The sequence below is a fragment of the Pedobacter sp. KLB.chiD genome, assembly GCF_047040275.1.
In the GTDB taxonomy this organism is placed as follows: domain Bacteria; phylum Bacteroidota; class Bacteroidia; order Sphingobacteriales; family Sphingobacteriaceae; genus Pedobacter.
In genome coordinates this window covers 873,759-895,135 of sequence record NZ_CP178207.1, presented here as the reverse complement: position 1 = coordinate 895,135, position 21,377 = coordinate 873,759, and the positions used below count along the sequence as shown (strand labels likewise).

The window sequence follows — 21,377 nt, the reverse complement described above, 5'->3', positions numbered from 1 at the left end:
GTAAGACGGAAATAATGGAAGATGGAGAATGGAATAAGGGTTGATGGGTCATAGTTAAATAGTTAATAGCCAATAGGCATAATATACCAAGCCATTAACTATGAGCCATTAAACCATAAGCTAAAAAGTCCATTTTCCATTTCACGTCTTACATCATTCCACGATTTTCCATTCCGGATGCAAAGTTAAATAAGTTAGGTTAAGCGCAGTATTTACGGGATGTACTGTTACAGAAATACTTTTCCCTTTTAAAAATTCGAAGCCAATCCCCTCTTTTTTCGCATCATAAACAATTACGGTATCTTTTTCCTCATTCAGATAAGAAGAAATTTTTTCGATATCCGGCAATTTTAGCTTCGTATCTTCTAAAGGGGTACCGGTAGCCAAACCATCCTGTGTTTTAAACTGGTATGAGGTGACCCTGATCTGCTTTACATCTTTCACCCGCATACTGGTATCGCGATAAGCAGAATAAACGGCAATTTCAGCTCTTCGCTTTGCTGTCGAATCGCTGCTGTACCAGATCCCCCAGGCTTTTCCCATGGCCGCATCACTAACATCGGGTCTTCCAAGTTTTTTACTCACCTGTTCCATATCTTCGCCAAGACTGATCTCTCCTATCGAATGGCCAGCTACAATCAGGAACCGTTTGTCCACGGCTTGTGTAGAAGCAGAAGTAGCGCTTATTAACGAATCTTTCTTATTTTCGTCGGTTTTCTTTGCTGATTGACAGGCAAGCAAACTGATGCATAATCCTAAAAGGAAAGTTTTTATAAATTTCATGAGTGTAAAACAACACTTTAATAAAATTGTGTTCAGAAACTGATCAGCCTGGTCAAAATTTGGGGCATTATTTCCTAATTTTACCCCTTATGGAAAATAAGACCATCGCCCGCACCTTACGCCTCTTATCGCAGCTCATGGAACTGCATGAAGAAAATCCTTTCAAGATCAAATCAGTGGCCAATGCCTATTTTAAAGTAGATAAATTGCCCTTTGCCTTAAAAGACAAGCCCCTGGATGAACTGGATAAAATTGATGGCATAGGTAAAGGACTGGCCTCCAAAATTATAGAACTTCTTCAGACCGGAGAATTACGGGAGCTTAATGAAATACTGGAAAGAACACCTGAAGGTGTAGTAGAAATGCTGGGTATAAAGGGCATCGGACCAAAAAAAATATTTATCATCTGGCGTACCTTAGGAATTGAAAATATAGGCGAATTATATTACGCCTGCAACGAAAACCGATTGATTGAAGCCAAAGGTTTTGGTTTAAAAACGCAGGAAGAAATTAAAAATGCCATTGAATTTAAATTGGCTGCCAACGGCAGATTTTTATATGCACAGGTAGAAGGTTTTGCCAAAACTTTATTTACCCAGCTTGCAGATTGGACTGGAAAAATTGACCCTGCTGCACTTTTAGGCTTCGCAGGGCAGTACCGCCGTGCATGTGAGATTATTGATGAACTCGAAATGGTGATCGGCAGTGAAAATATGGATTCCATTAAACAAAGCTTACCTGCATTTGATCCGCTTTCGCTCATCGAAGCCGAAAACTCGTTCATTTGTACTACAGAGGCGGGCTTCAGGATCAAAATCTATGTTGTAGAAAAAGCATCTTTTTATTTACAGTGGTTTACCTTAACGGGAAATACGGAACATGTTGAAAAAGTGCTGGCTTTAGCAGGCAGCGGTCCATTCGCAAATGAAGAAGAAATTTACAGCAAGGCTGGATTAGCTTTTATCGAGCCCGAGCTTCGTGAAGATTTTGATGAAATTGAACTGGCTAAGGCCAATAAACTCCCAGCCTTAATTCAATACGGGGATTTGAAGGGCAGCTTACACAACCATTCAACCTGGAGCGATGGTGTACACACCCTGGAGCAAATGGCCGTTTACTGTAAAGAGAACTTAAATCTTCAGTATCTGGGAATATGCGACCACTCTAAAACTGCTGTTTATGCCAAAGGATTAAACGAACAACGCGTTTTTGGACAGCACCGGGAAATTGATGAACTGAATAAAAAACTTGCTCCATTTAAAATTTTTAAAGGCATTGAAAGCGATATTTTAAGTGATGGATCGCTTGATTATGCTGATGATATTCTTAAAACATTTGACTTTGTGGTAGCCTCTGTACACAGTAACCTCCGCATGGACGAAGCCAAGGCGACCGCCCGTTTGTTAAAGGCAATAGAAAACCCTTATACCACCATTTTAGGTCACCCAACTGGCCGTTTACTACTGAGCAGGGCGGGCTACCCTATTGATTATAAAAAAATTATCGATGCCTGCGCCGCTAATAATGTGGTGATTGAAATTAATGCCAATCCATTACGTTTAGATCTAGACTGGCGCTGGCACCGCTATGCCCTCGAGAAAGGCGTATTATTATCGGTAAATCCAGATGCGCACCGTACAGAAGGTTTCCATGATATGCATTACGGTATTTTAGTGGCCCGCAAAGGCGGTTTAAGCGCTGATAAATGTTTGAATGCTTTTAATTTAGAGGAAATTACTGCATATTTTGGTAGTAAGAAGGTTTAAGCCTAGTCTTTAGTCTTTAGTCTTTAGTCTTTAGTCTTTAGTCTTTAGTCTTTAGTCTTTAGTGAAAAACGGGTACTAAATGATCTTGTTTTAAATTTTGCAAAGAAAAGTCGGTGTAATCCCTGAATCTGTGCAATCAACCCACAAGGAAAAAAATCCGTGTGACTCTAAAACCTATCTCAATTTGATATAAAAGAGATAGCCAAAAATAATATCTTTGCCCCATGATCAGTGAAATTGCCAACCGCATATTTAATCAGGTGATTACAGACTACCACAAGTTTGATGATATTGACCATCCGGTTGAAAGCCCTTACGATGCCGAAAGTTTAGAGCATCTTTTTTATCTCAAAAACTGGATTGATACCGCACAATGGCATATGGAGGATGTAGTGCGTAATCCTCAGATTGATCCTGTCGAAGGTTTAAGCTGGAAAAGACGCATTGATGCCCAAAACCAGGTACGTACCGATATGGTTGAGTTTATTGATGGCTATTTTTTAAAGCTTTATCAGGGAATTACGGCGCTGCCTGATGCCAAAATCAATACGGAAAGTCCGGCATGGGCGATTGACAGGCTTTCTATCCTGGCTTTAAAAATTTACCACATGCAGGAAGAGGCCGAACGCGAAAGCGCATCAGCCGAGCACCGTGCACAATGCCAAACTAAGCTCAATGTATTGTTATCGCAACGTAACGATCTTTCAAACAGTATTGATGAGTTACTGGCAGACATTGAAGCAGGCAAAAAATACATGAAAGTATACAAGCAAATGAAGATGTATAATGATCCGAGTTTAAATCCGGTGTTGTACAACAAGGTATAGCAAAACAGAACGACCAAAGCCGAAAGCGAAATTCATGTTATCAACCCAAAAAATTATCGTATTACGTTTTTCGGCTATGGGGGATGTGGCCATGGTAGCTTCCGTATTACAAGAATTTTCGGAGCAGAACCCATCGGCTGAACTTATTATGGTCAGCCGGCCAGCTTTTAAACCATTTTTTGATCATATTCCCAATCTGATCTTCCACCCCATCCAGCCAAAAAATATTCATAAAGGCATATATGGGTTATATCAACTCTATCGGGAACTCCGAAGCTACAGGCCAGACGCTATTGCCGATTTACATGACAATTTAAGAAGCAGGGCAATTTCTACTTTTTTCCGCTTAACCGGAACAACAATTAAAAGGATAGATAAGGGAAGAGTAGAAAAAAAAGCCCTGACACGGACTGTCAACAAAGTTTTTAAACCTTTAAAACAAACGGTAGAACGTTACGCCGATGTTTTCCGCGAATTAGGTTTTAGTATTAAACTCAGTCACCAGATCAGCAAATCTGCACAAGCTTTACCCGAAAAGGCCAAAACATGGTTTAATTTTAGTGATCAGAACTCCAAAAAAATCGGCATATCTCCTTTTGCCCAGCATATTTATAAAGTATATCCGCTAGAAAAAATGGAAGCAGTAATCGCTTCACTAAGCCGATTGGGGTACGAGCTTTTTATATTCGGTGGTGGCGAAAAGGAAAAACTAGTTGCCGAAAACTGGGCTAAAACATATCAAAACACTTATAATTTAATCGGAAATTTTAATTTAACAGAGGAGCTTGCCATTATCTCAAACTTGGATTTAATGTTAAGTATGGACTCATCTGGCATGCATATGGCATCACTTGTTGGTATACCTGTGGTATCCATTTGGGGGCCAACGCATCCTTATGCGGGTTTTTTAGGATATGGACAGCTGGAAAGCGATTGCATTCAGATCGATCATCCGGCAAGGCCAAATTCTATTTATGGAAACAAACCTTGCCTTTGCGGTGTTGAAAACTGTATAGACTTGATTAAGCCAGAAACCATCGTTAACAAAATTAAAGAGAAATTAAATGGCAAAACAACTTCTTCTCGTCCGCCATGGTAAATCGGATTGGGGAAACATAAACTTAAGTGATTTCGATCGCCCGTTGAACAAACGTGGCAAGGAAAATGCGCCAGAAATGGCCGAAAGATTACTTAAACGTGGTTTTAAAATCGATCTGATGGTAAGCAGCCCCGCAAAAAGGGCCAAATCTACCGCCAAATACTTCGCTGAAGCCTATAATATCGATCACATTCAGTTCGAAGAATCTATTTATGAGGCCAATACCACAGCGTTACTTCGTGTGGTTAACCAGCTGAATAATGGTGCAGACCATGTGGTGATGTTTGGCCATAACCCAGGTTTTACAGATTTTGCGAATGAGTTATGCGAAGCTGACATTTACAACATTCCAACCGCAGGCATGGTATTAATTTCTTTTCCTTTTGAATCATGGCAAATGGTGAGTAAAGGAACCGGAGAAATGGTGTTTTTCGATTACCCTAAAAGTAGTGATGAAATTTAAGTCTTGTTACCGTTAAGGGGTGGAGCATGAAGGCGGGTAGACATTTATTTAATTGCCACGGAAACACCGATTTACACTGAAAATTGTGGCTTTGCATTTAACAGAGCTTCAGATATAAATACTTGGAATGGCTTTATTACATCGGCGCTGGAATGGTTTTGCAACAGGCACAAAGCCCGTTTAAATAAACCCGGTAGTAGCGGCAGCTCCCGATCCTTTATCGGGACTATAGCGGATAACGGGGCTGAATAAGCCAAGAACTACTGAAAGAACATTTACAAAAAAATCCAATTAAAATATCGCAATTTAGATAAGCATATTACGAATCAAATAATTTTACTACCTTTGGGTACATTAAACGAAAGTCCGGCAATAGACATTTCGGTGAATTCATAACCTAAACTCTTCTGGTTATTTCATAATTCGTATCGCCGGAATATTTATCCATTAATTTATCTATACATGAGTTTTGATTATAATACTACGCGCAGCCATCTGATTTTATCGGAATATGGCCGCAACGTACAAAATATGGTGAAGTATATCTGCGAATTACCCACCATCGAAGAACGTAATAAATATGCCCAGGCGGTAATTGACCTGATGGGTTTCTTGCAACCTCATTTGCGTGATGTTGCCGATTTTAAACATAAGCTTTGGGATCACCTGCACATTATTTCCGGTTATCAGATTGATGTTGATAGCCCTTATCCAAAGCCATTAATTGAAAATGCCTACATCAAACCTGAGCCCCTGGCCTATCCTCAACAAAGAATTACCTACAAACACTATGGTAAAACCGTTGAAAATCTGATCGAAAAAGCCATGCGCGAAGAAAATCCGGAAATTAAAAAGGCAATGGTGCAGAGCATCGCCAATTTTATGAAAATGGCCTATGTAACCTGGAACAAGGATAATGTGAGTGATGACACCATTATTAAAGATCTGAAATACCTTTCTGGCGGATTGTTATCACTTGATGAAGGTGTTAACCTGGCCAAGGTGGAGTTTAGAGCACAAAATCCTCGTCAAAGCAATAACAATAATAACCGGGGAAGGAACAACAATAATAACAATAACGGGAAAAATCGTCAGAACAATAACAATAATAATAACCGTCAACGCAACAACAATAATAAACCTAAATATTAAAGAAAAGGTAAAAGGCAGAGAGTAAAAGGTGGAAAGTTAACGTCTACCTTATCTTAATACTTACTACTTGATACTAATTACTAAAAGATATATGAACGCATTTGAAATAACAGGCGGAATTAAATTAAAAGGCGAAATTACCCCTCAGGGTGCCAAAAATGAGGCTTTACAGATTTTATCGGCTGTATTGCTGACCGAAAAGAAAGTAACCATCAGTAATATTCCTGACATTAAAGATGTAAACAAACTGATTGAATTACTTGGCGACCTGGGTGTTACTGTTGAACGTATTAATAAGGATACCTATACCTTTGAAGCCAGGAATATCGATTTAAATTTCTTTGAATCTGATACCTTTAAAGCCAAAGGTGGTGGTTTACGCGGTTCAATTATGATTGTTGGACCATTGTTGGCGCGTTTTGGTAAGGCAGCAATCCCGAAACCAGGTGGTGATAAAATCGGTCGCAGAAGATTGGACACCCACTTTATCGGTTTCGAAAAACTAGGTGCAAAGTTTGTTTACGACAGCAAAAAAGCTTTCTTTAACGTAGATGCCACTAATTTACAAGGTGCCTACATCCTGCTGGATGAAGCGTCGGTAACCGGAACGGCAAACATTGTTATGGCAGCGGTTTTGGCCAAAGGTACCACGACTATTTACAATGCGGCCTGCGAACCATACTTACAACAACTTTGCAAAATGCTGAACCGCATGGGTGCAAAAATTTCGGGCATCGGTTCTAATTTGTTAACCATTGAAGGTGTAAAGGTGTTAGGCGGAACCGAGCACAGAATGTTGCCGGATATGATTGAAATTGGTTCTTTTATCGGTATGGCCGCGATGACAGAATCAGAAATTACCATTAAAAATGTTTGTTATGATGAACTGGGTGTAATCCCCGAGGTTTTCAAAAAACTGGGGATCAAACTTGAGCGTCGGGGAGATGATATCTACATACCATCGCAAAAACATTACGAAATTGACACTTTTATTGATGGCTCTATCTTAACCATTGCCGATTCGCCATGGCCGGGTTTTACACCTGATTTATTGAGTATCGTTTTGGTTGTGGCTACGCAGGCTAAAGGAAACGTACTGATTCATCAAAAAATGTTCGAGAGCCGCTTATTCTTTGTAGATAAGTTGATTGATATGGGTGCACAGATTATCCTTTGCGACCCACACCGTGCCACGGTTAATGGTATTGATAAAAAATACAAACTTCGCGGTATCAGTATGACTTCTCCCGATATCAGAGCAGGGGTTTCCTTGTTAATTGCAGCTTTATCGGCAGAGGGTAAATCAACCATTTACAACATCGAGCAGATTGAGCGTGGTTACCAGGATATCGACACCCGTTTACGCGCTTTAGGTGCGCAAATTAAACGTGTAAATGCCGATGCACCGAGTCATTAAGGTTGAAGCGGAAAGATTAAAGCTTAAAGCAAAAATAGCATAATGGAAAACGTCCGTGTAATAATTACCGGACGTTTTTTGTTTTGGTCAATTTTAAGCGGAATTGTCATGCTGATCCTATAGCCATCGGATTCATTTCAGCATCGATCTTGTTGTAAGACCCTGAAATGAATTCAAGGTGACGATCGTCGGAATTATTATACTTTCCATCTTTCATCATCCATCTTACATTATTACCCTGATATGGCATTAATAATATCGTATTGTGTAATGATTTCAATCTTCCCGGTTTCATCTTCAACCAATACAGCAGAATTTTCTTTGTTAATCAATGAAGAAATTTTATCAATAGAAGTATTCAGATCCACAAATGGGAAGGTAGCGGTCATAATTTCAGAAATTGGAGCCGATTTCAATCCCGGGTTTTCCAGCAAAGCGCTTAAAATATCACTTTCAGCAACTTTACCTACAATCATTCCTTGTTGTGTTACCGGAATTTGAGAGATATTCATTGATTTAATGGTATTAATGGCTTCAAGCACAGTTTTTTGAGCATCAAGGGTTACAATCTCTGTGCTTTCTTTTTTGGATAAGATTGATTTTGCGGTCAGTTTTTCATCCTGTAAAAATCCGCGTTCACGTAACCAATCTTCATTGTACATTTTGCCCATGTAACGGCTGCCATGGTCATGAAAAATAACCACCACTACATCTTCTGGCTTAAGTTTATCTTTTAACTGAATTAAGCCACCAATTGCAGCGCCGGCAGAGTTGCCCACAAAAATACCTTCTTTACGGGCAATATCGCGCGTCATTAAAGCAGCATCTTTATCGGTCACTTTTTCAAACAGATCAATCACATCAAAATTCACATTTGCCGGAAGGAAATCTTCGCCAATACCTTCGGTGATATAAGGATAAATTTCATCCTTATCAAAAATGCCCGTCTCCTTATACTTTTTAAAAACTGAGCCATAGGTATCAATTCCCCAGACTTTAATGTTAGGGTTCTTTTCTTTCAGATATTTCCCGGTCCCGGAAATGGTTCCACCTGTACCCACCCCAACTACCAGATGCGTAATTTTACCTTCTGTCTGCGCCCATATTTCCGGACCAGTTTGTTCATAATGCGCCTGAGAGTTCGCTAAATTATCATATTGATTGGGTTTCCATGAATTTGGAACCTCGCGTTCTAAACGTGAAGAAACAGAATAATACGAACGGGGATCTTCAGGTTCAACGTTTGTAGGACAAACGATTACCTCAGCACCAAAAGCACGTAAAGCATCTACCTTTTCTTTTGATTGTTTATCAGTTGTGGTAAAAATACATTTGTAACCTTTAATAATAGCTGCCATGGCAAGGCCCATACCTGTATTTCCGGATGTTCCTTCAATAATGGTTCCTCCCGGTTTTAGCTTACCACTTTTCTCCGCATCTTCGATCATTTTAACCGCCATACGGTCTTTAATGGAATTGCCCGGATTAGTAGTCTCTATTTTTGCCAGGATTGTTCCCGGAACTCCCTTAGTTATCGTATTTAATTTAACCAAAGGCGTATTGCCTATCGTTTCTAAAATATTATTGTACCACATGTTGCAAAATTAAGCAAAGGCATTAACTATTTTACAAACTATATTTTATTTAAAACATAATTTCAAAAAATAAAAAATAAAAGAATTTAATTCCATAATCTATAATCATGATGGGCATTATAGATTGATTATTGGGTAAAATACAATTTCAGTTGCAGGTTCTTCGTTTATGTTAAGTTACCGAATCGAAAATCTGATCACCCTTTATTCCCTAAGATTTATGCCAATTTATAAATTTTCCCTGGCAAAGACACGATAATGCCCTGCATCTCTAAAGTCAGAATCACAATGGCGAGTTTACTTTGCTGAATATTCAGTTGATGGGAAAGCTCATCTATTGAAAGCAGACCATTTTGTAAAGCATCAATAACCCGCTGTTCGTTAGGGGTAAGACTTAATTGCAAGGTAGTTTGTTGAGGATGGTGTTTAACTTTTATTTCGTCATCCCAGCCCAGATAATAAATCAGGTCGTTAACATTGGTAATCAATCCGGCTCTGTTGGTCTTAATCAGGAAATTACATCCTTCCGAAAAAACATCATTTGTTCTGCCAGGAAAAGCATATACATCTTTATTGTAAGAATTTGCGATTTCTGCGGTAATTAAGGCACCTCCTTTTATTGAGGCTTCAACTACAATTGTAGCATCTGAAATGCCTGCAATAATGCGGTTTCTTTGCGGAAAATTGGGCCGGTCGGGATTGGTGAGGATTGGAAATTCGGTGAGCAGGCCCCCATTCAAAACCATTTTCTGTGCAACCGTTTTATGGATTTTTGGATACATCCGGTCTAAGCCATGGCCAAGCACGCCAACAGTAGGGATACGGTGGGCCAGACATTCTTTGTGAGTGGTTACATCAATACCATATGCCAGTCCGCTAACAATCAGAACCTGGTATGGTGCTAAAACTTCACATAATTCTTTGCAGAGATTTTTACCATAATTTGTTGCATTACGCGTTCCAACAACGCTGATGATCCGCTGCTGGTTAAAATCAACGGTACCTTTTGCATAAAGCAGTATGGGTGAATCGATACAATTCTTTAACCTTTTAGGATATTTTTCGTCTGAAAAAAACAATACCTCTATCCCATGTTTTTCAATAAAATCCAATTCCTGCCTGGCCCTTGTCAGCGCATCGGTACCGCGAATGGCTTCAATTGTTTTCTCTCCAACGCCCGGAATCTGCAGGAGCTGTTTTTTACTTGCCGAAAATATATTTTCTGCACTTCCACAGTAGGCCAGCAGGTTTTTTGCCGTTACCGGACCAATGGATTTAATAAAAGTTAAGGCAATTTTATGTAGCGTGCTCATCATCTAATAAGGTTAAATAAATTCGGGATGATTTATTTCCTTAAAGCAAGCTTAAAAATCGATATCGATTAAACTTTTTAACGGAATATGAATATTGTTTTTTAGCTGTATATATTTCTCTGTTACTGCCCAAACGGTGGTATCAACACGTTTTGGGCCAATGGTGGTATTAAAAGTAATGACGGCTTTTGATTTAAATTCATTACCTAATCTTTGCGCTTCATCAAGTTTGGTTTGCAGTTCATGAGAATGATCTTCTTTAGCATTGATGATATTTAAATAACTAATGTGTTCCTTTTCTACAATTTCTATCGGCATAGCTCTCTTTAACGATTAATGTTAAACAAGCTTATCAATTTTTTATAAAAAAAGCAATACCTATTTACTCAAATATTATAATGAATATATCAAAAAAGGCCAGATTTGAAATACAAAACCAGCCCTTTTTGATGAAAATTCAGAAATTATTTAAGCTTTAGCTTTCTGGTTTCAACCATTCCTTTAAACTCATGATCGAGCTTTTCGTTAGCTGCAGCTGTCTGTTGTCTGCCTATGCCGGAGGTGCTGCTAATCATGTTATCTTTAGTCAGTGCCAAGAAATTATTATTTGCAGAATAGTACAAGGCCTGAGACAGCATTTTTTCTGACGGGTCGCCGAAATCTTTGGTCAGATCATCTGCAACATCTTTATCAACGGTCATTCCCGCAAAATAATCTCCCTGGTCTAATTGATTTTTAGTCTGAAACTGCGGAATGTATAAATCATTTTTATCAATTCGGATCGAAAAGAAACCTACGGGTTTGCCATAAGTGGTTTTACCGATTAATTTCACGTCTATTACCGGTTTTAAATTATTGATTAACAATTCGCTGGCAGAAGCTGTGCCACTGGTAACCAGGAAATAGACGCGTGTTAATCCATTTAAAGATCCACGTTTGGCAAAAACTTCCTGATTGCCCGCTGCTATGGTAGGCTTATAGGAATAATCGAAATAGGAATAAAGCCTGGTTACACCATCATTCCCCTTAGCGTAAAATTTCTGGTTCTGTAAGATAGTTGCATTACCATCCTGCATGGTTTTGGTCCAATAAGTAGTGTACATCACTTTACCATTTTGCGCAGGGGGTGCAATTAAGTTGGTAAACAATTCGGAGGTAGCCACAGAGCCGCCACCGTTATACCTTAAATCTACCACCAGCTCGGTGACGCCATCGGTAGTGAATTTCGAAAAAGCAGCATCTAAAGCAGCAGTAGCATTGGTGGTAAAACTGTTAAATACGATATAGCCTACTTTTTTTGCGCCAACAGTATAAGTATTCGTAAATAAAACAGGGTTGATGTTGTAGCTGGCGCGGTTAATAACGATATCCTGTGTTCCGCCACCGGGTTTTACAAAGGTTAGTGAAATTGAAGGGTTATCGCCAAATATAGAAGCATTTAAGTTGGCAATATCGGCACTTGATCTTGAAGTACCACCTCCATTAACTTTAGTAAGCTGATAACCACGCTTTAGACCTTTTAAATCTGCAGGAGATCCTGGATAAACATATTTAACCCGCAACAGGTCAGATCCATCGAAATTAGCAGAAAAACCATAATCTTCACCTGCCCCACTAAGCTGACTGGCTACCGATCCGTCATCAATAAAAGAATATTTATCTTTTCCGCCAGTACTCGGCAAAGCTTTAATTGCTGCAATAATTGCATTGTTTGAGCTATATTTCCTTGGATTAAAGGTATCGTAACTTGGCATGCCAACATTCCAATAATATGTTTGCTGTGCATACAGATAAATCGAATCTTTGGTTAATTCATCCCTTGTTCCTGATGCACCTTGCGGCACACCTTCTTTATCAGGAGTGTTACTCGATTTTTTACATGATGCGGTAAACCCAAGCACAATAATCAAAGCACAGAAAAGTGTGTTCTGTGAAATAAATTTTTTAAGCATATTTATTTGTAAATTTCTAATGATACAATATACTGCAAATTAATTGATTTGGATTGTTGCTCATCAAATTTATTTGCACCAACAACTAACGCCTGGTTCACCAATAAATTGTTGTCATTTAGTATGTTCTGAAAAATTTCTGCTTTAGGCTGTCCCAGCTCATCAACAAAGTACACGGTAAGATACTGCTCCAGTCCATTCCATTCGGTTTGCTTAATTTTATTCAGTTGTTGCTCGGGATTTCCAGCCGTTACAATTACAATTTTTTTACGGTCTACCACAAGGTTCTGCATAAATTCGAGCATGTTTTTATAAAGCAAAAGCTTTAAAGGCAAACGCGCATTTTGATGCAAAAGGTTAAAATTATATTCATATTTGATGTCGATATCGAACTGGTCAGCTGTTTTTTGAAAAAGCTTTTCTGTCCCGATATTTTCGTATTCGTTGCGCATAAACTCCAGAATGGGCTTTGCGTTTTTTTGCTCGGTGTACTCTATAAACTGGGCAAACAGATAGTAAACCTGTAGTAGATAATCTTTCTCCGGGAATAAAACATTATCCAGTTCAAAAATGACCAGCTGCTTGTCATTAAGGTATTGATCTGCTTCCATATTAAATTGTAAAAAGTTTCAGTTCATCATCAGCAACATTGTACCCGAATACCCCGTTTAATTTTTCATCAGTTCTGACAAAAATTTCTTTTCCGCTGGCAAACAGGCATTCGCCTGATACAAAAACGGCAAAATTTTGATAAGTAGTCGATGCATTGGCCAGATAGCCGGCTATTAAACCCGCATCAGGTAATAAAACCTGAATGCCATACTCTCCAAAAAGTACAGCCGATTTGGCTATTGGTTCAACTTCAAATTGGTGGAGTGGAATAATACAATCAATCCCCTCAGTAATGCAGAAATTTAATAAAATATGGGCTATGCTGTCTTTATTGAGCAGTCCCAACGATGAAAAGGCATAGTTTTCGGTGACCATCCCCGGTACATCACCATAATCGGCCAATAAAACAAAATGAGTAGGAAAGGCTTTCATTACCTTTAAAGCTTTTGCATGATTGCTACCTGTAATGAGTATTTTCAAAACTTAATGATTGAATGAATAAATTATTGAATGATTAAATAAATTTTTCTATTTCTAAAATCTACAGTCCTTTAATCCTAAACGATCAAGCCGTCTTTCATCATTACCACCCTGTCGCTGGTTTTGGCCAGGTGTTCATTGTGTGTAACAATTACAAATGTTTGGTGGAAATTATCGCGCAAACTCACAAACAATTGGTGTAATCCTGCAGCATTTTCGGAGTCTAAATTTCCCGAAGGCTCATCAGCCAATATGATGGAGGGATTATTGATCAACGCCCTTGCTATAGATACGCGTTGTTGTTCACCGCCCGACAATTGGTTGGGTTTATGCTGTGCCCTGTCTTTAAGTCCGAAGAGTTCCAGGAGTTCGAGTGCTCTGTCTTCAGCCTGCTTTTTACCGGTTTTGGCTATAAATGCGGGGATGCAGATATTTTCGATGGCGCTAAATTCTGGCAATAAATGATGGAACTGAAATACAAAACCAATATTCTGATTTCGGAAAGTACTTAATAAGTCGCCATGCAACTTATTGATAACCGTACCTTTTAATTCCACCGATCCTTCATCAGGCTTATCTAAAGTGCCTAAAATATGTAATAAAGTACTTTTCCCGGCGCCTGATGGACCAATAATACTCACAATCTCTCCTTTTTGTACTTCGAAATTTACTCCTTTTAAAATTTGCAGATTTCCGTACGATTTTCTGATTCCGGTGGCTTTTAGCATGGTTCAAATTTAGTAAAAAAGCGGAAAGACCAAAGGGGAAAGAATAAAGACCAAAGGGGAAAGACTAAAGCAGAAAGACTAAAGACCAAAGGGGAAAGACTAAAGCAGAAAGACTAAAGACCAAAGGGGAAAGACTAAAGCAGAAAGACTAAAGACTAAAGCAGAAAGACTAAAGACTAAAGACTAAAGACTAAAGCAGAAAGACTAAAGACCAAAGCAGAAAGACTAAAGACTAAAGCAGAAAGACTAAAGACTAAAGCAGAAAGACTAAAGACCAAAGCAGAAAGACTAAAGACCAAAGCAGAAAGACTAAAGGATGAAAACCAGTGTACAAAGACTAAAGACATCGCTGAAATTAGAAAACTCATCCTAAAAGTTAGAACTTTAAAATCTGTATTATCACCAACGAAAAAAAACAAAAAAGATTTGCAGATATTAATTTTCTACTTAACTTTGAAAAACAAAGCACTTTTAAAAATGAACAGTCCGGAAGAACAACTAAATACCTTAAAAGATATCAGAAATATGATGGACAGGTCATCCAGATTTATTTCTTTGAGTGGTTTATCGGGTATTTTTGCTGGTGCGACAGCCTTAATTGGCGCTTATTTTGCAAACAATGAAATTAACAAATTCACCCATAAAAGAGGTTATGGTTATGGCGTAGAGGGAGAAATAGGCCTCGAATTTAACCTGATCAAACTGGGCATTTTGGTGTTGGTAATTGCTTTGGCTGGCGGTGTTTTATTTACCTACAGAAAAAGTCAGAAAAACAATCTTCCGATCTGGGATAAAACCTCTAAATCACTTTTGATCAACCTATTTATTCCTTTGTTTGCCGGAGGACTATTCATTATTGCCTTATTGATCAACCACCCGAATACCTATAGTATTATCGCACCAAGCTGCCTGATTTTTTATGGTTTGGCACTGATTAATGCCAGTAAATTTACCTACAGTGATATCCGTTATTTAGGCTTTTGCGAAGTAATACTGGGCTTGACCTGTATGTTTTATGTAGGTTATGGATTAATTTTCTGGGCTTTGGGCTTTGGTTTGCTACACATTGTTTATGGTCTTTTAATGTATTTTAAATATGAGAGAGGTCAGTAAGGATGAAAAACCCGATAGCAGATTTAAATAAAATATTCGATAGCCGGATCAGGCTGGGCGTGATGTCTGTGCTGGTGGTGAACAAAGAAATTGGCTTTAACGACTTAAAACAGATGCTCGAATTAACGGATGGCAATTTGGCTTCACATTTAAACACCTTAGAACAGGCCGAATTTATTAAGGTACACAAAGGTTTTATTGGACGTAAAACAAGCACGACCTACTCTATTACCGAATTGGGCAGGCAAGCCTTTAAAGCGCACTTAGATGCACTCGAAAAAATGATCAGGAAGCTATAAATTATTTTTTTTAGCTATTTACTTTGAAATACAAAGCACTTTTAATAACCTCAATAATGAAAGAAATCAAAGAACCACAAATGACTTACTTTGGAAGAAAGCTTGCCTACTATTCTGCACTTTTCGGAACCGGAATCTTACTGGCATACCTGATATCACATGCAGAATTCTTGATAGGGCTAGGGTTGTTTTACTTACTATCAGCATTTGTGATAAACAGCATCTTTTTGTTTGCACTTTTGATAGAGCTGATGTATAACACTGCCCAGTGGCGGGCCTATATCATAGCAATGCTCAGTATGCTGCTTAATATTCCCTTAAGTTTTTTCTATTTCTTTCTTGTATCACATCCTATTCTTTCATTCTAAACAACATGACAACAAAATCCAACTTCTTACTCCTCTCTGTCCTGATCGGCGGATTGCTTTTCAGCTATATCTTCTGGGAAGAGTGGCTAGGCTTAAACCAACTGATTTACAGTATTTTTATTTTAACAATTACGTACTTCAACAGTGAGGTACCTAAAAGCAATAAATTTAAAATATATGCATTAGCGCACCTTTTGGCTGCAGTACTCGTTGTGGTAAACAATTCGGTACTAACGAGTGTAAGTTATTGCATCAGCTTACTTTTTTTTGTAGGCTTTGCCCATTACCAGGCAGTACGAACAGTCTATGTTGCTGCTATAGCTACCGTGCTGCAGTTGATTACAGTTCCAGCGGGTTTAATTAAAAGATTTTCTGAACTGAAAATTGGCAATTTTAATTTAAAGCCCATAATCAAGCCAATTAAATATATCATATTACCGCTTATTATAATCTTTGTTTTTACATCGATATATAGTGGCGCCAACGAAATTTTTGGCCATTACCTAGAAACTACTTTCAATGGCATTTACAATTTCTTCAACAACATTTTCGGTTTTATCTTTCGCGATCTAAGCCTTCCCCGCTTTATGCATTTCTGCTTCGGTTTATTTTTAACTGCTGGACTGATAATCACCTTTTATAGCAAAGCCATCGAAAAGCTCGAAGCCAGCTGTAATGAAAATTTGTTGAGGATAAGACGTAGCCAGAGGCCCAGGAGTATCTGGTATGAAGTGGCCCATACTTTTACCAGCCAGCTCATCACGAAAAAGATGGCATTGAAAACCGAATATGTCATTGGTCTCATTTCTTTTGTTTCGTTAAACCTTTTGCTCTTATTGGTAAACCTGATCGATATTTCGACACTTTGGCTGGGCTACAAACCCAAAGGAAACTTTTCTGCCGACCTGCACGATGGCACGAATGCGCTAATTTTCAGTATTATGCTGGCCATGGCGGTAATTTTATATTTCTTCCGTGGAAACCTTAATTTTTATCACAAAAGCAAAACCTTAAAAAGTTTGGCCATTGCCTGGATGGCGCAAAATTTCATCCTCATCATTTCTGTATTTATCCGCGATGGCTATTACATTGAATTTTATGGTCTAACCCATAAAAGAATCGGTGTTTCGGTTTTTGCCATCCTTTGCATCATTGGTCTGGCCACGGTTTACATTAAGGTAGTAAAAGAGAAAACCTTATTCTACCTCTTTAAGGTAAACGGAAATATCTGGTTTGTGCTACTGTTAGCCTTCAGCCTGATCAACTGGGATGTTTTTATCGCCAAATACAACCTCTCCAATAGCGAGCGCATTGCTGTAGATGCCGATTACCTCTTATCCTTATCTGACAAAACCTTACCCATATTAGACCAAAATCGTTCAAAACTACATGATACGCCAACCAAACATATTTATGGAAGGGAAATCGCAAAATCCAAAAACACACGGTTTTACGGAGAACTATTGGATGAGCGCATCGTCTATTTTAAAGAACGCTATCAAAATGTTAGCTGGCTGTCATGGAATTTACAGGATTGGAATACGGCCAAATATTTTGGATTGAATAAATAACCGGTGATGAAAAAAGATCAGGCCTACATATTTTATTTAATAAGCATTTTATCATTTGTAGCGATTAAATTCAGCTATAACGCTATTGATGTAGCAGGATTATCATTTATACTTCGCCCAACCGATTATTTTGTATCCATAATAACGAATTCAAATAGTGTGTTTATTCAAGGGCTTGGTTATTATCATCAGGATCTTAACATTACTGTAGAAAAACCATGCTCAGGATTTAACTTCCTATCAATCAGCTTTTTAATCATTTATTGCTTATGTGTCAGTTATTTAAAAAGCTTAAAATCAAGATGTTTGGCCTTCCCTGTATCATTTTTATTTAGTTGGCTGTCAACCATTTTCGTTAATACCTCCCGAATAAGCACTTCTATTTTCATCAGTAAAAGTTTCATCGTTCCGAAACACCATCAGGCCTTTATACATCAGGCAGAAGGTATTTTTATATATCTACTCTTTCTGATATTATCCTACAGACTAATTAACCATTTACTCAAAACTTATCTTGTTAGTTATGAAAAATCTGCTCAATCCTAAATGGCTTATTGTGATCAACATCATCCCAACTGTAATCCTGCTATTGCTTTTCTACAGCCAATACAACATGATCAAAAGCCTCCTCTCCACAAAAACAGCAGTGATCTGGTTAGATTTTTCATTGATATTGATTTTGTTTACCATTGCTCAATTGGTTTATACCCTATATAGCATTTACAAAAAGTATAACATATCTATATTTTATGCATTCTTTAACTTATTGATCTATACCATTTTTCTCTATGCATATGCACAGTACACCGATGAGTTAATGCCATTTTCAATTCCACAATGGATGATCAATGTGGACGTTGTTTTGTATCCAGGGACTTTTTTAATGCCAACCTTAGTCCATTCTCTTTTTATACTGGTTGAATTTTCGAGCCGTAAAAGCAGATCATCATCATCGGCCTGGTTAAGCTTTTTATATGGCATAGCAATACCGATATCGGGGTATGTGTTTTTACAAATTGTACTGCCTTTATGGCAAAAGACTGAAAGTGGTTTCGATTCCAATGCATTGATGATATTGTTGATAGTTGCTTCCATATTATTTCTTTTCTTTATCTGTCGTGGTATTTACATCCTGACCAATTTAAATGCACAAAAATTATCCACGTACACCATTTTCCTGAAAATATTAATTGCTATCGTTTTTCCAATCGTCGGTTTACTGGTAAACAACGGCGGATTCATCTTAAACCGGGGTTTTGGCACATCGATATTCGGAAATTTTAGCAGCATCTGGTTTTATATCATTGCCCTGATTAATGGCGTATTGGTATGTTTGCCCAACTTTAAAAATCTACGGTTACGCCTGCTCCGTTTTTTGGGTCTCGCGATCTGTTTTCCTTATACCCTGTACTTTTTTCTGGTATTCTTGCCCTATCTACCTTTATCTGTGGTGGCGGTTATTGCTATTGGCGTAGGATTTCTGATGCTATCACCTTTGTTCTTGTTCATTTTACAGATTAACGGGCTACACAAAGATTTTACAGCGCTCTGCTCAGCCTATTCCATGTTCAGACTCAGTATCTTTGCCGGCTTAGCCCTACTGCTTATACCTGCTTTGATTACAGTGTCCTACCTACGCGATAAATACATATTGCATGAGGCATTAGCATATGTGTATAGCCCTGATTATGAAAAAAATTATAATATCGACAGGAAGTCATTGGCTAAAATATTGGCAGTAGTACAACAAAATAAGGGTAGAAATAACTTTTTTGCGAAAGATCAAACGCCATTTTTAACGCCCTATTATAATTGGCTGGTACTGGATAATCTGATTTTATCTGAATCAAAAATCAATACTTTGGAGGCTATCTTTCTGGGCAAACCTACTGATCGGCCAATAGATCCTATTGCTCAAGTAAAAGGCAAAGTAAAAATCTCAAAAATAAGCAGTAACAGTAAATTTGACGAAAAACAACAGGCATGGATCAGTACAATAGACCTTGAATTAACCAACCCTGAAACTTTAAATTTAGAAAGCTATGAAACCGAATTTACCTTACCTGAGGGGTGCTGGATCGGCAACTTCTATTTAAATATTGGCAATAAAAAGGAATTTGGAATACTGGCCGAGAAAAAAGCCGCGCTTTGGGTCTTTTCACAAATCAGAAACGAAAACCGAGATCCCGGGATTTTATATTATTTAACTGGTAATAAAATCGCATTTAAGGTATTTCCTTTTTCGGCTAAAGAAACCCGGAAAAGTGGAATAACATTTATCCATAAAGCCCCTGTAAATTTTAAAATAGATGGCAAAAGCATTTTTCTTGGTGATAACAGCACCAACCATCAGGTTAAAACTGAATCCATAAACGGCAGCATTTACCTGCCACTGGCTGAAAAAACAAAATTAAAACTGGTTAAAAGAAAACCGGAATATCATTTTATCATTGATGTTTCCAAAGACCATGGAACAAAAAAAACCAACTACATCAAACGCATCAGTAATTTTGTAAGCAGTAATCAAATCCAGGCCGAAAACATCAGCCTGAACTTTGCGAGTACTTTTAACGAACAAACAGCCTACTCCAGTGATTGGAAAGATAAATTTAACAAAAGAGCATTTGAAGGGGGATTTTATCTGGAGGGTGCCATCAAAAAAATATTGATTGATCATTATAAGGCTAACCGTGCGGCTTACCCGGTTATGATCGTAGTAAGTGATTCTTTAGAAAATAGCATATTGCAAAATGATTTTGCTGATCTTAAGATCGCTTTTCCAGAAGGCGACCATTTTTATGAACTTGATCAACAGGGTAAACTTTGGCGCCATTCTCTCACCGATCAGCCCAAGAATCGGTTAAATACTGTTGAAAAGATCAGGAATCCGAGTGTTTATTGCTGGCCGGATTTAAAAAATCCAAAAGCTTATCTGGCAGCTGATCAAGAAGCTTCTATTATTATCGACCTGAGAGAAACAAACAAAGAGTTGATTCCTCCCAGTGAAAAGCAATGGCTTTCAGGCTTGAACCTCAAAGGGCTTTGGCTCAAACATCAGGTAAATGGCAAGCAATCGGATGTTGCGCATTTGGATATAATCAAAACGAGTATGCTTAGCGGCATTTTATCGCCAAACACCTCATATCTGGTGGTAGAAAACCAAGCTCAAAAAATGGCGCTTAAGAAAAAACAGGAGCAGGTTTTATCTGGTAACAAAAACCTGGATCCTGATGAAGAAACACAACGGATGAACGAACCGAATCTGGACATCTTAATCCTTTTGCTCACAGTAGTCTCCCTTTATCTTTTTAGGGATAAAATAAATATTTCCTGGATCAGTAGCGATAAAAGCACTTATAGTTAACTTCTCAAAACCCCTTAATTTCGGTTGGTTTCTTTCTCCCGTTACGCCGAGTATCGGGAGATTCTAAAACCTAGTTTATAATTCTTATATTAAAACATTAAAAATCATGAAAATTCAAGAAAAATTACATTCTGGAAAGTTTAGGATCATTGCCATTTTAACCTTAACCGCAGGCATTTTGGCCATCCCCTTAATTGCCATGCAATTTACCGATGAGGTAAAATGGAATTTAACTGACTTTATAATGGCCGGTGCCTTATTGTTAAGTACAGGCATTGCTATAGAACTGGTGATCAGAAATCTGAAAACCGGTATATGGAGAACAGTAATCCTCGTTTTTATTTTATTGGTGCTTTTTCTAATTTGGGCCGAGCTTGCCGTAGGAATCTTCGGATCGCCGTTTGCAGGAAGTTAACTGATGCCATTAACTATCTGGTTCCCGCAGATCTAAGATGATTAGCGCAGAGTGATTTTT

General features: G+C 38.2%; 21 protein-coding genes. 13 read left to right on the top strand and 8 right to left on the bottom strand.

Annotation, left to right across the window (positions count from 1 at the left end; genetic code table 11):
- Positions 1–153: 153 nt before the first annotated feature.
- The gene (locus ACK1I8_RS03895) at positions 154–783 is read right to left on the bottom strand and encodes a hypothetical protein (RefSeq protein ID WP_412468032.1); all 630 of its coding nucleotides are present in this window, start codon (positions 781–783) and stop codon (positions 154–156) included.
- Positions 784–872: 89 nt separating this feature from the next.
- Here ACK1I8_RS03895 and ACK1I8_RS03890 point away from each other — a divergent pair, with 89 nt between their 5' ends.
- From ACK1I8_RS03890 to murA, 6 genes are all read left to right on the top strand, one after another.
- Entirely contained in the window at positions 873–2,549 is a 1,677-nt protein-coding gene (locus tag ACK1I8_RS03890; RefSeq protein WP_412468031.1) for a helix-hairpin-helix domain-containing protein, read from the top strand.
- Positions 2,550–2,773: 224 nt separating this feature from the next.
- A complete protein-coding gene (locus ACK1I8_RS03885) occupies positions 2,774–3,376 on the top strand; it encodes a DUF4254 domain-containing protein (RefSeq protein ID WP_412468030.1) in 603 nt (200 codons plus the stop codon).
- A 34-nt stretch (positions 3,377–3,410) separates the two neighbouring features.
- Positions 3,411–4,475, top strand: a complete 1,065-nt coding sequence (locus tag ACK1I8_RS03880; protein ID WP_412468029.1) for a glycosyltransferase family 9 protein — start codon at positions 3,411–3,413, stop codon at positions 4,473–4,475.
- The gene (locus ACK1I8_RS03875) at positions 4,441–4,938 is read left to right on the top strand and encodes a SixA phosphatase family protein (RefSeq protein WP_412468028.1); all 498 of its coding nucleotides are present in this window, start codon (positions 4,441–4,443) and stop codon (positions 4,936–4,938) included. Before ACK1I8_RS03880 ends, ACK1I8_RS03875 begins: the two co-directional genes overlap by 35 nt.
- 462 nt (positions 4,939–5,400) lie before the next feature.
- A complete protein-coding gene (locus ACK1I8_RS03870; protein WP_412468027.1) occupies positions 5,401–6,090 on the top strand; it encodes a DUF4290 domain-containing protein in 690 nt (229 codons plus the stop codon).
- A gap of 91 nt (positions 6,091–6,181) precedes the next feature.
- Positions 6,182–7,507 carry a UDP-N-acetylglucosamine 1-carboxyvinyltransferase gene (gene murA, locus ACK1I8_RS03865; RefSeq protein ID WP_412468026.1) on the top strand — a complete coding sequence of 442 codons (1,326 nt, stop codon included), beginning with the start codon at positions 6,182–6,184 and terminating at the stop codon, positions 7,505–7,507.
- A gap of 233 nt (positions 7,508–7,740) precedes the next feature.
- Here the strand turns inward: murA and ACK1I8_RS03860 are convergent, their stop codons facing one another.
- From ACK1I8_RS03860 to ACK1I8_RS03830, 7 genes are all read right to left on the bottom strand, one after another.
- Positions 7,741–9,102 carry a pyridoxal-phosphate dependent enzyme gene (locus tag ACK1I8_RS03860; RefSeq protein WP_412468025.1) on the bottom strand — a complete coding sequence of 454 codons (1,362 nt, stop codon included), beginning with the start codon at positions 9,100–9,102 and terminating at the stop codon, positions 7,741–7,743.
- A gap of 218 nt (positions 9,103–9,320) precedes the next feature.
- Entirely contained in the window at positions 9,321–10,415 is a 1,095-nt protein-coding gene (gene dprA, locus ACK1I8_RS03855; protein WP_412469346.1) for a DNA-processing protein DprA, read from the bottom strand.
- A 51-nt stretch (positions 10,416–10,466) separates the two neighbouring features.
- Positions 10,467–10,733, bottom strand: coding sequence for a hypothetical protein (locus ACK1I8_RS03850; RefSeq protein ID WP_132401083.1), 267 nt, complete (start codon positions 10,731–10,733; stop codon positions 10,467–10,469).
- Positions 10,734–10,879: 146 nt separating this feature from the next.
- Entirely contained in the window at positions 10,880–12,367 is a 1,488-nt protein-coding gene (locus tag ACK1I8_RS03845) for a S41 family peptidase (RefSeq protein ID WP_412468024.1), read from the bottom strand.
- A gap of 2 nt (positions 12,368–12,369) precedes the next feature.
- Positions 12,370–12,978 (bottom strand): HAD family hydrolase, encoded by a 609-nt coding sequence (locus tag ACK1I8_RS03840; RefSeq protein WP_412468023.1) that lies wholly within the window; start codon positions 12,976–12,978, stop codon positions 12,370–12,372.
- 1 nt (position 12,979) lies between these two features.
- Complete coding sequence (locus ACK1I8_RS03835; protein WP_412468022.1) at positions 12,980–13,459, bottom strand: hypothetical protein; 480 nt, start codon at positions 13,457–13,459, stop codon at positions 12,980–12,982.
- A 77-nt stretch (positions 13,460–13,536) separates the two neighbouring features.
- Positions 13,537–14,187: an ABC transporter ATP-binding protein gene (locus tag ACK1I8_RS03830; protein ID WP_412468021.1), complete on the bottom strand. Its 651-nt coding sequence runs from the start codon at positions 14,185–14,187 to the stop codon at positions 13,537–13,539.
- A gap of 453 nt (positions 14,188–14,640) precedes the next feature.
- On the opposite strand from ACK1I8_RS03830, the gene ACK1I8_RS03825 reads away from it, so the two are divergent.
- The 7 genes from ACK1I8_RS03825 (at position 14,641) to ACK1I8_RS03795 (ending at position 21,317) form a co-directional block, all read left to right on the top strand.
- Entirely contained in the window at positions 14,641–15,300 is a 660-nt protein-coding gene (locus tag ACK1I8_RS03825) for a hypothetical protein (RefSeq protein WP_412468020.1), read from the top strand.
- Between the two features lie 2 nt (positions 15,301–15,302).
- Entirely contained in the window at positions 15,303–15,599 is a 297-nt protein-coding gene (locus ACK1I8_RS03820; protein WP_412468019.1) for a winged helix-turn-helix domain-containing protein, read from the top strand.
- A gap of 56 nt (positions 15,600–15,655) precedes the next feature.
- Complete coding sequence (locus ACK1I8_RS03815; protein ID WP_412468018.1) at positions 15,656–15,967, top strand: hypothetical protein; 312 nt, start codon at positions 15,656–15,658, stop codon at positions 15,965–15,967.
- Positions 15,968–15,972: 5 nt separating this feature from the next.
- Entirely contained in the window at positions 15,973–17,538 is a 1,566-nt protein-coding gene (locus ACK1I8_RS03810; RefSeq protein WP_412468017.1) for a DUF4173 domain-containing protein, read from the top strand.
- Positions 17,539–17,544: 6 nt separating this feature from the next.
- Positions 17,545–18,084 carry an exosortase K gene (gene xrtK, locus ACK1I8_RS03805; RefSeq protein WP_412468016.1) on the top strand — a complete coding sequence of 180 codons (540 nt, stop codon included), beginning with the start codon at positions 17,545–17,547 and terminating at the stop codon, positions 18,082–18,084.
- The gene (locus tag ACK1I8_RS03800) at positions 18,062–20,902 is read left to right on the top strand and encodes an MSEP-CTERM sorting domain-containing protein (RefSeq protein WP_412468015.1); all 2,841 of its coding nucleotides are present in this window, start codon (positions 18,062–18,064) and stop codon (positions 20,900–20,902) included. The genes xrtK and ACK1I8_RS03800 overlap by 23 nt, the downstream gene beginning before the upstream one ends.
- A gap of 106 nt (positions 20,903–21,008) precedes the next feature.
- Positions 21,009–21,317, top strand: coding sequence for a hypothetical protein (locus ACK1I8_RS03795; RefSeq protein WP_412468014.1), 309 nt, complete (start codon positions 21,009–21,011; stop codon positions 21,315–21,317).
- Positions 21,318–21,377: the final 60 nt, after the last annotated feature.